The sequence below is a fragment of the Paraburkholderia sp. BR13439 genome (genome assembly GCF_040948805.1).
Taxonomy (GTDB): Bacteria; Pseudomonadota; Gammaproteobacteria; order Burkholderiales; family Burkholderiaceae; genus Paraburkholderia; species Paraburkholderia youngii.
Window position 1 is genome coordinate 1 of the sequence record NZ_JBFPKN010000010.1, and the last position, 13,597, is coordinate 13,597.

General features: G+C 60.8%; 12 protein-coding genes. 5 read left to right on the forward strand and 7 right to left on the reverse strand.

What is annotated here, in order from left to right; all coding sequences use genetic code 11:
• Positions 1-237 precede the first annotated feature (237 nt).
• The 5 genes from AB3X96_RS20255 to AB3X96_RS20275 all read left to right on the forward strand — a co-directional run bounded on the left by AB3X96_RS20255 (position 238) and on the right by AB3X96_RS20275 (position 10,064).
• Positions 238-369: a hypothetical protein gene (locus AB3X96_RS20255; protein ID WP_368591074.1), complete on the forward strand. Its 132-nt coding sequence runs from the start codon at positions 238-240 to the stop codon at positions 367-369.
• A gap of 725 nt (positions 370-1,094) precedes the next feature.
• On the forward strand, positions 1,095-6,452 hold the full coding sequence (locus AB3X96_RS20260; protein WP_368591075.1) for an AAA family ATPase: 5,358 nt from the start codon (positions 1,095-1,097) through the stop codon (positions 6,450-6,452).
• A 90-nt stretch (positions 6,453-6,542) separates the two neighbouring features.
• On the forward strand, positions 6,543-8,975 hold the full coding sequence (locus tag AB3X96_RS20265; RefSeq protein ID WP_368591076.1) for a PAS domain-containing protein: 2,433 nt from the start codon (positions 6,543-6,545) through the stop codon (positions 8,973-8,975).
• Between the two features lie 11 nt (positions 8,976-8,986).
• On the forward strand, positions 8,987-9,358 hold the full coding sequence (locus tag AB3X96_RS20270; RefSeq protein WP_368591077.1) for a response regulator: 372 nt from the start codon (positions 8,987-8,989) through the stop codon (positions 9,356-9,358).
• A gap of 31 nt (positions 9,359-9,389) precedes the next feature.
• Positions 9,390-10,064, forward strand: coding sequence for a response regulator transcription factor (locus tag AB3X96_RS20275; RefSeq protein ID WP_368591078.1), 675 nt, complete (start codon positions 9,390-9,392; stop codon positions 10,062-10,064).
• A gap of 1 nt (position 10,065) precedes the next feature.
• On the opposite strand, the gene AB3X96_RS20280 is transcribed toward AB3X96_RS20275, so the two are convergent.
• From AB3X96_RS20280 to AB3X96_RS20310, 7 genes are all read right to left on the reverse strand, one after another.
• A complete protein-coding gene (locus tag AB3X96_RS20280) occupies positions 10,066-10,356 on the reverse strand; it encodes a hypothetical protein (protein WP_368591079.1) in 291 nt (96 codons plus the stop codon).
• Between the two features lie 218 nt (positions 10,357-10,574).
• The gene (locus tag AB3X96_RS20285; RefSeq protein WP_368591080.1) at positions 10,575-10,775 is read right to left on the reverse strand and encodes a hypothetical protein; all 201 of its coding nucleotides are present in this window, start codon (positions 10,773-10,775) and stop codon (positions 10,575-10,577) included.
• A 10-nt stretch (positions 10,776-10,785) separates the two neighbouring features.
• Positions 10,786-11,781, reverse strand: a complete 996-nt coding sequence (gene mdtN / locus AB3X96_RS20290; protein ID WP_368591292.1) for a multidrug transporter subunit MdtN — start codon at positions 11,779-11,781, stop codon at positions 10,786-10,788.
• Positions 11,782-11,851: 70 nt separating this feature from the next.
• Entirely contained in the window at positions 11,852-12,091 is a 240-nt protein-coding gene (locus tag AB3X96_RS20295) for a YtcA family lipoprotein (protein WP_368591081.1), read from the reverse strand.
• Positions 12,088-12,570, reverse strand: a complete 483-nt coding sequence (locus AB3X96_RS20300) for a hypothetical protein (RefSeq protein ID WP_368591082.1) — start codon at positions 12,568-12,570, stop codon at positions 12,088-12,090. The genes AB3X96_RS20295 and AB3X96_RS20300 overlap by 4 nt, the downstream gene beginning before the upstream one ends.
• Positions 12,570-12,812 (reverse strand): hypothetical protein, encoded by a 243-nt coding sequence (locus tag AB3X96_RS20305; RefSeq protein WP_368591083.1) that lies wholly within the window; start codon positions 12,810-12,812, stop codon positions 12,570-12,572. Before AB3X96_RS20305 ends, AB3X96_RS20300 begins: the two co-directional genes overlap by 1 nt.
• Positions 12,813-12,861: 49 nt before the next feature.
• A complete protein-coding gene (locus AB3X96_RS20310; protein ID WP_368591084.1) occupies positions 12,862-13,392 on the reverse strand; it encodes a lecithin retinol acyltransferase family protein in 531 nt (176 codons plus the stop codon).
• Positions 13,393-13,597: the final 205 nt, after the last annotated feature.

Sequence of the window (13,597 nt, forward strand, 5' to 3'; positions counted from 1 at the left end):
GAAAGCGCAAATAGATTGAGTACCCCGTGTGCATCAAAACACAAACGAAGACGATCATCCACGGCCCATAAACCGTAGTTGACATACAGCGAAAGTCCTTACAGCAGGATAGGCTATCGCCGGTTTTAGGCGCCCAAGCGACCAATGCAGTCTCGATTAGCTGCTGATGCATACCTTCTTTCGAATGCAACCTTGCTAGACACATCCTGGCCGTAGAGGCGAAATGAGCGCGTGGCGATGAAACGCAAACAGTATTCGGTCGAGCAGATCGTGGGAGCGCTCGAGCCGGCCAACCTGATCGCGCCACACCTGCGGCCGGGTGCGGCCATTCATATAGAAATTTTTAATCAACAATTAGGTAATTTATAGCTCATATGGCCAAATGCAATTATGTATGCAGTGAAAGCACGTGGCGCCCCGCGCCAAAGAAACCGCGCTCCGACCTGGCGAGCTTTTCGCCGCGTTGCAAACAATCGCAGTCTCCCTCTCTGGCCGAGCGTCCACTGCCCGAAATAGCTCACCTCTCATGCAATCGATGAATCTTTTCAGTGACTGCATAAGTCGCGAGCCGGAGAAGCTCTACGCCAGGTGTTCTCTCGCGCGGAAGTGCCTTTATGCTTCTGCTACCATTCGAATCAACGGTCATACGGCATAACCCGAAAAATGTCTGCGGACCATGACATCATCGGTAAGGTGCTCGGTCATGTGAACAAGCTGGTTGCACTGCTAAAGCCGCTTGCCCGCCACCGTCGCATGGAGCGATGCGGCAGCGTGCCGCTAAGGCGAACCGTTCTGGCGACGTTGCGCTGCGCACAAAAGCGGAAACTATTCGAGCACTGAGCGGGCAAGTCACTCGGGCAGACGATGCCGTCTATCGTCCAAGTATTGCGCGGTATCCGCGCTGCAAAACACGGAAGCCATGATTTTGGCCTCCGTCAGGAAAGCGATTCCTCCAGAGCATGTCATCTGAGCCTCGGTCCCACTCGATTGCAGATAGCAGCCAGGTCTTATGGGAGGATGGCGAGCGAATCTTTTCGCGCGCCTCGCGCCTGACCCCGGATGGCGCGCCGACTTCGGTCATGGAGTTGCGGCCTTTGGCTACCGGCTGCACGTCCGCGAGCCTCGAACGGCTGGCGCACGAATATCAACTGAAGGAAGAGCTTTCCGGCGATTGGGCCGCACGGCCGCTCGAACTCGTGTCTGAGGGCAGTCAGACCGTGCTGGTGCTGGAAGATTCGGGCGCCGCTCCGCTCGACCGGCTGATCAGCACTCCCCTTCGACTGGAACGCTTCCTGCAGCTCGCCATCGACATCGTCAATGCTTTGGGCAAGGCCCATCAGCGCGGCCTCATCCACAAGGACATCAAGCCGGCGCATATCCTGGTGAACGACGCAACGGGCGAGGTTAGGCTCACCGGCTTCGGCATCGCCTCGCGACTTCCGCGCGAACGCCAGAGCCCGGAACATCCCGAATTGATCGCGGGAACCCTCGCGTACATGGCACCCGAGCAGACCGGCCGGATGAACCGGTCGATCGATTCGCGCAGCGATCTCTACGCGCTCGGGGTCACGTTGTATGAGATGTTGACCGGAGCCCTGCCTTTCACTGCGCTGGATCCGCTGGAATGGGTGCACTGCCACATCGCGCGACAGCCCGTCAAACCGGATGAGCGCGTCTCAGGCATCCCTGCCCCGCTCTCGGCCATCGTGATGAAACTGCTGTCGAAACCCGCCGAGGATCGCTATCAAACCGCAGCTGGCCTTGAGTGGGACCTCAGAAAATGCCTAACTGAATGGCAAGCCGCTCATCGGATCGATCCTTTCCCGCTCGGAACGCACGATACGACGCGACAGCTTTTGATCCCCGAGAAGCTCTACGGGCGCCGCAGTGAAATCGCGACGCTTCTGGATGCGTTCGATCGCGTCGCGACGCAAGGCACGCGGGAGCTGGTCCTCGTATCCGGCTACTCGGGAATTGGAAAATCCTCCGTCGTCAATGAGCTGCACAAGGTGATCGTGCTGCCCCGGGGTATCTTCATCTCGGGAAAATTCGACCTGCGCCTGAGAGACATCCCCTACTCCACATTGGCCCAGGCATTTGCCGACCTGATCCGACAAATCCTGAACGGCCAGGATGCCGAAATTGTGCGCTGGCGCGACGCTATCGCAGAAGCCGTTGGCCAGCACGGGCGATTGCTGACCGATCTGATTCCCGAACTCGCGAGCTTGATCGGGCCCCAGCCTCCCGTTCCCGTTCTCTCGCCACTGGAAACCCAATTGAGGTTTCAATCCGTCTTTCAAAAGTTTGTTGGCGTGTTCGCGCGCGCCGAGCATCCGCTTGTGATTTTCCTGGACGATCTACAGTGGCTCGATCCGGCGACATTAACGGTGGTCGAATATCTAATCACGCATACTGACGCGCATCACTTGCTATTGATCGGCGCGTATCGCGACAACGAAGTCGCGCCCGGACATCCGCTGATGGATATGCTCCGTTCGATTCGCGAGGCCGGGACGAAGGTGCATGAGATCGTACTCGGCCCGCTATCGCCGGAGGACTTCGGCGAACTGCTTTGCGACGCTTTCCGATGCACGCGCGAGAAGGCTTTGCCTCTAGCCAGACTGGTACACCGAAAAACCGGCGGCAACCCATTCTTCGCGGGCCAGCTATTGACCAATCTCGTTGAGGAAGGTCTTCTCGAGTTCGAGCCGGATTCAGCCTCGTGGCGGTGGAATCTCGAACACATCGACGCGAAGGGCTTCACCGAAAACGTCGTAGAGCTGATGATCCGCAGACTGCAGAGGCTCTCGCCTCGTGCACAGGACGCGTTGAAGATGCTGGCGTGCCTCGGCAACCAGGCCGACTTCAGCACCCTGGCGAAGGTCTGGGGCGGTTCCGAGGCCGCAGTCCATGCGGATTTCCTCGATGCCGTCCGGGCCGGCGCGATCGTTTCCATGGACCGCAGCTTCAAGTTTCTCCATGACCGGGTGCAAGAAGCCGCCTACGCACTGATTCCGACCGAATCCCGCGCAGAGCATCACCTGCGCATTGGCCGCCTGCTTTTGTCGAAGCTCGATGAAGCGGACATTGCGACCAGGATTTTTGATCTCGTGAACCAATTGAATCATGGATCCGAGCTGATGATCGAACGGTCCGAACGACATCGCGCAGCGACCCTCAACTTCAATGCCGCGAAGAAGGCGAAGGGCTCAACCGCGTATCGTTCGGCTTGCAATTATCTCGCGGCCGCTGCGTCGCTGCTTTCGCAGCAAGGGTGGGACGACTGTTACGAGTTGACCTTCAGCGTCTGGTTCGAACGGGCCGAATGCGAGTTTCTACTCTCCCATTTCAGCGAAGCCACCCGATGGATCGATGACATATTGCTTCGAGCGCGATCGAAAATCCACCGCGCCGAGGCCTACCGGCTCAGGATGGTCCTGCAGCTGGTGAATGCCGACAACGCGTCCGCAGTCAGAACCGCTCGAGAATGTCTGGAAATGTTCGGCATCGACTTGCCATGTCATCCTACGGACGACGAATTATCCGCAGAGTACGATGTCGTCTTCATGCGCCTCGGCGCGCGCCCGATTGAAAGCCTCCTTGACCTCCCGATGATGGAAGACCCCGAGATGCGAGAGGTCATGCAGATCTTCCATATGCTAGGGCAGACCGCCTATTTCACCGATATGAACCTCGCCCAGACGATCGCCTGCCGAATGGTAGTCGTGACGCTGCAATACGGCACGACCGAATCGGCTGTCATCGCCTATGCGTTCATCTCCATTCTTCTAGGTCCATTCTTCCACCGATACCGGGACGGCGAGGCGTTCGCCCGGTTGTCGGTCGCCGTGGCGGAGAAGCATAGTTTCGCCGCTCAACAAGTGGCCGCGCACTTTTTCTTGCAAATGGCGGTTCTCTGGACGCAACCGATCGAGGTCGCATTAGGGTGCGTCGATACTGCCATGCGATATGCGCAAAAAACAGGCGAAGTCATCTATGCCAGCTTCAGCCTCGAACATCGGCTGACGGACCTTCTGGCACGCGGCTATCGCCTCGATGAGGCGTGGCTCGATTCGATCAACGCAATCGAGTTCGTGAAACGAATCCACTTCCGTCACGTGCACGATATTCTGTCCAGCATCCAACATTTCATCCAGAGGCTTCGCGGCCGCACCCGCGACCCGACGGTGATGGAGGACGCCGCGATCGATGCTCAAATCACGGAAGGCGGCATTGCCGTGGTCAACTGCTTCCACTGGATTTTGCAGATCCAGCGCCACTTCCTGATGGGCGAACCTGAGAAGGCGCTCGCGTGCGCCGACAAGGCCAAACCACTGCTTTGGTCCGGACGCTGCCACATCCAGTTCGCGAACTACTGCCTTTATCATTCGCTCACGCTCGCCGCGGTTCACGGCTCTGCATCTGCTGATCGACAAGCGCAGATCAGGGCCGACATCACCGCAAATATCGAGGCGTTCGCAAGATGGGCGAAAAGCTGCCCGATCACGTTTGCGCACAAGCATCTGCTGCTGCGCGCCGAACTGGCCCGTCTGAACGGGCACGCAATGCAGGCCATGCGGTTCTATGAGCATGCAGCCCGCTCGGCAGGCGAGCAGGGATTCGTCCAGGATCAGGCACTGGCCAACGAGCTCGCTGCGCAATGCTGCTTTGCCGCTGGCCTCGAACGCGCCGCGTACGCTTATTTGCGTGAGGCGCGGGACTGCTATTCCCAATGGGGCGCGCACGGCAAGGTCGAACAACTGGATCGGCTCTACCCCTTGAGCAAACCCGAAGCCGCGCCTGTCTCACGCGTGACCATCGAGGAACGCGGCGAGCAACTGGATCTCGCGACCATCGTGAAGACGGCTCAGGCAATCTCAGGCGAAATGGTGCTCGAAAACCTGATCAAGTCCTTGATGACGACTGCAATCGAGCATGCTGGCGCCGAACGCGGTCTGTTGATCCTTCCACAGGGCGCCCTGCAGCGCGTCGAGGCCGAAGCCACCATTCAAGGTGGCCGGGTCATCGTGCAATTGCAGCAACAGCCACCGAGACCGGTGGCCTTGCCGGACTCGCTCTTGCGCTACGTCGCAAGCACGCGTGAACCTGTCATCATTGACGATGCCTCAGCCGAAAACCGCTTCTCCGGCGACCCCTATATCCGCCAGAAATGCGCTCGCTCCGTCCTTTGTCTGCCGTTGCTCAAGCAGGCCGGGCTGATCGGTGTGCTCTACCTCGAGAACAACCTCGCGCCCGGCGTATTCGCTCCGAAGCGCATCGCCCTGCTGAAGCTGCTCGCCTCGCAGGCGGCGATCGCATTGGAAAACGCGCGACTGTACCGCGACCTTGCAGAACGTGAAGCGAAAATCCGGCGCCTCGTCGATTCCAACATCGTCGGGATTCTGATCGGGGATCTCGAAGGTCGGATCCTCGAAGCCAATGACGCGTTCCTTCGTATGTTGGGATACGGCCATGACGATCTGCTCGTGGGGCGTCTGAGATGGAGGGACCTGACGCCGCCTGAGTGGCTCGAGCGCAGCGGTGTTGAATGGGAGAAGCTGGAGAAGACCGGGATATTACAGCCCTACGAGAAAGAGTACTTCAGGAAGGATGGCAGCCGCGTGCCGGTGCTGGTCGGCATTGCCATGCTCGGCGAGAACGCGACTCAAGCTATCGCGTTTGTGCTCGATCTGAGCGAGCTCAAACGGGCGGAAGCTCAGGCGCGCCAGATGCAGCTCGAGCTCGCGCATGCGAACCGCGTCACTGCCATTGGGCAACTCGCAGCGTCGATCAGCCACGAAATGAAGCAGCCGATTGCTGCGACGACCGTCAATGCGTCGACAGGTCTGCGCTTCCTGGGTCTCGACCCACCCAATGTCGGGGAGGCCCGCCTGGCGTTCGATCGCATCGTCCGTGACGCGCGACGCGCGGGCGAGGTAATCAAGCGGATTCATGGCCTTGTCATCAAGGCCCCTATGAGCAATGAGATCGTGGAGATCAACGAAGCGATCCGCGAGGTGATGGCGCTCACGTCCGGCGAGGCTAACCGGAACGGCGTTTCCGTGCGGCCGCGGCTTGCGGAGGATTTACCGCCCGTCAAGGGCGACCGCGTGCAAATACAGCAGGTGATCCTGAATCTCATTATCAACGCCATCGATGCAATGAGTGCGGTTGACAAAGGGCCGCGCGAATTGACGATCGACACCGCGGTGATCGAGCCAGGCGTCGTCCGCGTGTCCGTGCGCGACTCCGGCCCGGGTATCGCCCCGGAGAACCTCGAGCGCCTCTTCGAGCCGTTTTATACGACCAAGGCCAGCGGAATGGGCATGGGGCTGCCGATCTGCAATTCGATCGTCGAGGCACATGGCGGCCGCCTGTGGGCGAGCAACGCCCCCGACCGCGGTGCGATCTTTCAATTCACGTTGCCCATCAATCCGGCCGTTTCAGCATAAGCCGACCCAAACCGACACCAAGGTATATTGACTCCCGGTTCCCAAAAGCCGATCGTTGTATCGTGAGGCACGCTGTAGAATGGGGTCGCGATGGAAAACGAACTCAGTCGTACTGTGGATGCGCTCCCCGGGTTGGTCTGGACAGCCTTCCCTGACGGCCGCATCGAGTTCGTCAATCGACGCTGGTGCGAATATACGGGGCTTTCCGTCGAGCAAGCGTCGGGCGAAGGCTGGCAGACGGCGTTCCATCCCGATGATCGGCCGGGGCTGATCGAAGCCTGGCGAACCGTCCTCGCCTCCGGCGAGCGGGGCGAGGCGGAAGCGCGCATGCGTCGCTTCGATGGCGTGTATCGCTGGTTCACATGCCGAGCCAGTCCGATTACCGATGCTACCGGTCAAGCCGTAAAGTGGTGTGGGATCAACTCGGACATCGAGGACCGCAAGCAGACCGAAGCTGCGCTGCGCGCGCAGGAACAGCGCTTCGAACTGATCGTCGATGGCCTCCCCACCCGGGTCATCCTTTTCTCGCCCGACGGGGACGTCTTGCATGCCAACCGTCATACGCTCGAATTTTCCGGCTCGACGCTCGAGGAGTTGCGGGGATGGAAAACCAACACCCTGACCTACCCCGATGACCGGGCGGCGGTGATCGCCCGGTTCCGGGCGTCGATCAGCACCGGCGAGCCCTATGATGCGGAGTCGCGCCATCGCCGTGCCGATGGCATCTACCGATGGTTCCGCGTGCAAGGCTTTCCGTTGCGCGATAACGAGGGCCGAATCGCTCTCTGGTATTTCCTTCAGACGGATATCGATGATCGCAAGCGTGCCGAGGCGCTGCTCGAGGGCGAGAATCGCCTGCTGGAGATGGTCGCGACAGGGCAGCCTTTGCCGAACGTTCTCGACGACCTATGCCGACTGGTCGAAGAGATCGCGACCGACTGCGTCTGCATGGTCACCTTTCGGGAGACACACGACACTGGGTGCGTTCATCTGGGGTCTCCCGGTCTCCCGAAGCGTTTCCTCCCTCGTGCCGGTACGCGTGCCACCTCCTCTGACTCCGGCCCGCTGGGCATGGCGGTGTCCCTCAAGGCGCAGGTGATCGTGCCCGATGTCGCGTCGGACGCGCGCTGGACCAGGGCGTGGCGCGAGCGGAGCCTCGCGCATGGACTGCGTTCCTGCTGGGCGACGCCGATCCTGTCGCGTACCGACGAAGTGCTGGGAACGTTCACTCTGTTTCGGTCTGCTCCCGGCGATCCCACGCCGATCCAGCGCGAACTGATCGCACAGTTCACGCACATCGCGAGTATCGCTATCGAGCGGGCACATAGCATCGCTGCGCGTCAGGAGGCTGATGAGCGCTTACGCCAAAGCGCGGCGCTGATGGCCAAAGTGGAGCAGCTCAGTTCGAGCGGAAGCTTCTGCTGGCACCTTGAAACCGGCGCGTTCACGTGGTCAGATCAGCTTTATCGCATCTTCGGGATCGAACCGGGGGTGCCGATTACGATAGACACGATCGCCTCCCGCTTCCACCCTGGCGACCGCCATCTACTTGACGAAATGATCGAGCAGGCGCGAGAAGGCAAAGATCTGGAGTTCGAAATCCGCCTGCTGCTGCCCAACGGCCCGGTCAGGCACATTCACATACAGGCGCACGCCACGCGCGACCCGCAAGGCTCGCTGGACTACATCGGCGCCGCGCAGGACATGACGGAGCGTCGGGCGTCCGAAGATGCGCTTCTCGCGTTGCGCGCCGAATTGGCCCATCTGAGCCGGCTCAACAGTCAAGGCGCGTTGACGGCCTCGATCGCGCACGAGATCAACCAGCCGCTGACTGGAATCGTGACCAACGCCAGCACCGGTCTGCGCATGCTGAGTGCAGAACCGCCCAATGTGGAAGGCGCGCTCGAGACGGTACGACGCACGATCCGCGACGGGCAGCGCGCATCCGAGGTGATGAAACGCCTGCGCGCGCTGTTCAGCAACAAATCCATCACGACCGATACGCTCGATCTGGTCGAAGCGACTCGGGAGGTGATTGATCTGCTGCAAGGCGAGATTCGCAACAAGCGGATCGTGCTGCATCTGAAGACGGCGGACGATCTACCGCCTGTCGCCGGGGACAAGATCCAGCTCCAGCAGGTGGTGCTCAACCTGCTTGTCAACGCCGTGGAGGCGATGAATGGCGTCGAAGACCGGCCACGGCAGATATTGGTGAGCATCGAGCGCGACGATGGCGACCACGTGCGGCTCTCTGTGACCGATTCGGGCGTGGGCATCGACCCGCAGCTGGCCGGCAAGCTCTTCGATCCGCTTTTTACGACCAAGCGGGAAGGCATGGGCATCGGCCTGTCCGTGAGCCGTTGCATCATCGAAAGCCTCGACGGCCGGTTGTGGGCCTCCCCGAACAAAGACCGCGGCGCCACATTTACTTTCGCCATTCCGTGTCGGGCGGACAGCGTGGCCGCCGCCGAGCGGTCCGCGCCCACAGGACAGTCCGCGCGCGCGGACGCGGAGCGACCCTAAAGGAATTCGTGATGACAGAGCGCCCGCTTATCGCGGTGGTCGACGATGACGAGTCGGTGCGCGAATCGCTGCCCGACCTGCTGCATATGTTCGGCTTCGCAACCCGGGCATTTGGGTCGGCAGAAGAATTTCTGGCCTCCGGATGCGCCGGCGAAGTGCGCTGCCTGATCCTCGACGTCGCCATGCCAGGCATGTCCGGCGACGAGCTGCAGCACGAGCTCAAGCGGCGCCGGGAAGCCATTCCGATCGTCTTCATCACGGCGCATGGGGACGAGGTGCTGCGCCCGCGCATGCTCGAACAAGGTGCCGTCGATTGTCTGCTCAAACCCTTCAGCGACACCGCCCTTCTGGGGGCGATCCAGGCCGCGCTCAAGGTCGAATGATTCACCCCGGGGCCTGTGAATGGAGTTCAAAATGATACCCGCTCGTGCAGTTGAAGCCGCCTCGAAATCGTCGTCGGCGCAAGCCACGCCGGTCGTCTTCGTCGTCGATGACGATGTCTCGGTGCGTGAGTCGCTCGAAGCCATGATTCGCTTTGCTGGTCTAAGGGCAGAGACCTTTGCTTGCGCCCAGGACTTTCTCGGACGCACGCGCGCGATGGTCCCGAACTGTCTGGTGCTGGATGTCAGCCTGCCCGATCTCAGCGGCCTCGACCTGCAAAATCTGATTGCTTCCGAACGTACCGACATGCCGATCATCTTCATCACCGGCTACGGCGACGTGCCGATGACGGTGCGAGCCATGAAAGCGGGAGCGGCCGAATTTCTCACCAAGCCGTTCGACGACCAGGTGCTGCTCGACGCCATCCGGCACGCGCTCGAGCGCAGCCGCGCGGCGTTGACCGAAGAAGCCGGGATGCAGTCGATCCGTGATCGCTACGCCTCACTCAGTCGACGCGAGCGGGAGGTCATGGCGTTAGTGGTATCCGGCCTGCTGAACAAACAGGTCGGAGCCGAACTGGGCATCAGCGAGATCACAGTGAAGGTGCACCGCCGACACGTGATGCGAAAGATGGACGCGCGCTCGCTCCCCGAACTCGTCAACATCGCGGGACGACTAACCCAGAGCACACACGGGCGTGAAGGCTAGGTCACCTTACCCGCAATTCAACAGGTGCCTCGTCGCGATAGCCTCCTCCTAGCGCTTTCGACAGCGCAATCGCCTGACTCAGGCGCTGCCCGTCGAGCTGCAGCACGGAGATGCGTTCGAGCAACACTGCCTGGCGAGCGTCCATTGCCGTCAGTCGGCTCGCAACGCCCCTTTCATAGTGAGCCTGCGCACTGGCCTCGGCGAACGACACCGCGTCGATTTTCTGTGCCTGCAGCACGGCTTCCTGGTCGAGGTCCTGAAGTCTGCTACCCGTTGCGGCTACGTCGCGCACGGCGTTCAGTACGGCCTCGTTGTACTGCGCGATGAGTGTGTTGCTCGCCGTGCGCGCGCCGCTCAGGTTGGCGTTGAGCCGGCCGCCGTCGAAAGATCGGCAGATACAGACCGGGAATCAGATTGATCTGCTGACTGGCATGTGTAAAGAGGTCCGCGAGGTGCAGCGCGTTGAGGCCAAAAAACGCCTTGACGTCGAAGCTCGGATAAAACGCGGCCTTAGCGCCATAGCGCAATGCGTACGAGCGCCTCCGCGTGATCGGTCAGGTCGACGAACGACTGAAAATAGATCTCTACAATGCCCACGACAAAGAAAGCAGCGCCGATGTTTGCCACCCGCATCAGGTAAGCGCTAGCGAAGAACAGTGCTGCCGACAGCAGGATTCTCAGCAACGGATAATCGAACGTCAGCTTCAGCACAAGAATCGCATTACCGACGGCCAAGGTCACAGCGGTTGAGCGTTGCGACCGCCGAAGTACCGATGCGGAACAGCTCGGGATCGGGATTGCGCACGGCGATCTTGACCGGGAAGCGCTGCGATACATGCACCCACTTGATGGTGCGCTGCACGCTCGGAAGACCCTGTTCCACCCCGCCGTCGTCGTCTGGCAGCACGCCATAACCGACCGAATCGACCGCGCCAGTGAAACGTCTGGCGGTGTCGCTCATCAGGTACACCGTCGAAGGCGTCCCTGCATGGACGCCCTTCAACTCCGTTTCCCGAAAGTTGGCGACGACATACCAATGCCGCGTATCGATCAACGTAAAAACAGGCTTCAGTGCCGATGCGAATTGCCCGACCGTCGTGCGCAGCGAGACCACCCGACCGTCGAACGGCGCATGCACCTCCGTGAACTCGAGATTCAGCTCAGCAAGGGCAATTTGTGCCCTGACTTCCGCGCGCTGCGCGACCAGCGCATCAACGCCGCTAACTGCCGCGCTAGCCTGCTGCGCCTCGCGCATCGCGGCATTGAGTTCCGCCTGCGCGGAGCGCTGCGCAGTACGTGCGCGATCGATTTCCTCGGCGGATACATAGCCTTGCGCGAGCAAGGGTTCGGTGCGGCGCAGTGTGTCCTCGGCCTGGTTTGCCACTGCGCGGGCCCGCTCGACGGCAGCCTGCACGGAATCCGCGTTGTATTGCTGCGCATGGACCGTACGCTGCGTCAAAACGATCTGGTTGTTGACCGTGTCGAGCCGTGCGCGCACCTGATCCAGCGCAGCCTGATAGGGGCGCGGGTCGATGCGCAGTAGCAGATCGCCTTGCTTGACGGCCTGATTGTCGCGTACGGGAAGGTCGATGATCCGGCCGCTGACTTCGGGAACGACGCTGATCGTGTCCGCGTACACATACGCGTCGTCGGCGGACGGTGCGTGATCGAGCCGCCACAGAACCACGACCAGCAAGCCGATGGCAATCAGCACAATCGAAAGCGGAAGGAAGCTTCTTCATGTGCCGCGCAGCGCGAGCGTCGTCGTCAGTCATTTTCGGGTCACGTCAACGGTGAAAAAACGCCAACCAGGCGGTCATCGCAAGCAGCGCACTCAGCGCCGGATAGCTGACGGCGAGCGGTGCGAGCGCCACGATCGCACCGCGTCGGCTCAATGCGAGGTGGACGAGAATTGTCCCCGTGATGCCGCCGAGAATGCAGAACCACCAGTCCGGAAAGGCTGCACCCCACAGCGGAATTGATGGCGCAAATGCGAATGACAGACTCACGACAATCGAGCGGCTCATTGCGGGTCGTTGGCCGCAGGGCGGCCTTCGCTCAATCGTCCGCTGACACTGTCTCCGTTCCACGACGCCAGAACGAACGCCACGACACATGCGGCTTTACCGAGGCATTCGACCGTCGAGACGAAAGCAAGGGCAACACTGCGCGTGTACTCGAGACGTAACGCCGGTGCTACGGCGAATACACTCGCTGCGCAAATGAATGCGAAGACGTGACCGGTCCAGCGCAGGTGGACGATGGCAGCGAAACCAATGAGGCAAATCAGTACCTTCGACGCAACCACAGCGAGCAGTGAGGTTGAATCGATCGACCCGCTCAGTTCCAGCGGTGCCTCAATCAGTGTCCAGCAACAGACCACAATGACTGACACCTTGAGCAGGCGCTTCGATCTAGACGCGAGGTGGTCGGCAGCCGCCGAGACTCCCGACACGTAGTGCTCGCCGGGAACGCGCTTCGTCACATTGCCAACGCCGCGGTTCATCACACAGACCTCCACGCGGACATGGCCGGCCGCGCCTGCGCGGGCGGATAGACATTCCACGATCCGTCGTCGTGACGGAAAAAGAAAATCGACAGCAGGCCACCGGAAAGCACCGCTTCGACACACACGCAGCGCCCATGCATACCAGCGCGGCGGACCCGCACGACATGCGCGCGCATCGCAAGCGTGGGCGCGAGCCATTTCTCGACGGCCCAGTGCAGAGTCATTTCGGTCGGGCTCATGGTGGCCTCCTTCGCGCCTTTGGCCGTATCAAACTCAAGTGAGGGGGATTCACGCCGCAGTAACCGCTGCGCGATCGGTTTTGATCCGGATGCCGATGAGCGCGCTCACGAGACACAGCAGCGCGTGCACGCCTGCGCCCGGATGTTTGAGGAATGCATGGATCTGTTCGCTGCGGCTTTCACCAACCAGACACCATGCGCAGAAGTGCTCGCAATTGTTCGTCAGCAGGCGATAGCGGTCTTCGCCGAGCCGCGAGCGGGCCCGCAGCACGGCTTGGAGGCCGGAATACTTCGGGTACGGACGCCGACGCACGGCAACTGTGTGACCATCGGCGAACTGGTCGAGCGGGACTTCCTCGATGGGGCCGCGACGCACGGACTTCACGAAACCCGCATAGTGAATGACCATGCCGCTACCGACATAAATGCCGTGATGTTGGTAGCCGTGGCGTTGAGTGATCAGGTGGGCACCGAGAGCGGGTTCGTCATTCGAGCCGCCAAGCCCGACGTCAATCGATGTATAGGCGTCTGCACGTTGTGCGCAGTATTCAGTGCCTGATTGGTGGCGGTTACGATTCATTGCTCAGCTCCAGGTCCTCGAGGGCAAACGGCTGACGCTACAAACGAGCCATGCCAGTGCATGAAAAAGCGGGCTCGTTTGGAGTGGCGGCTTGCGAACCAATCTAGGGCGTCCCCAACGCAGCCGCAATTACACCTTGGGGTGCAAGACACGTATTTGCTGGGATGCGAAGGTGTGACTAACACCATCGTGCAATGGATCCGCC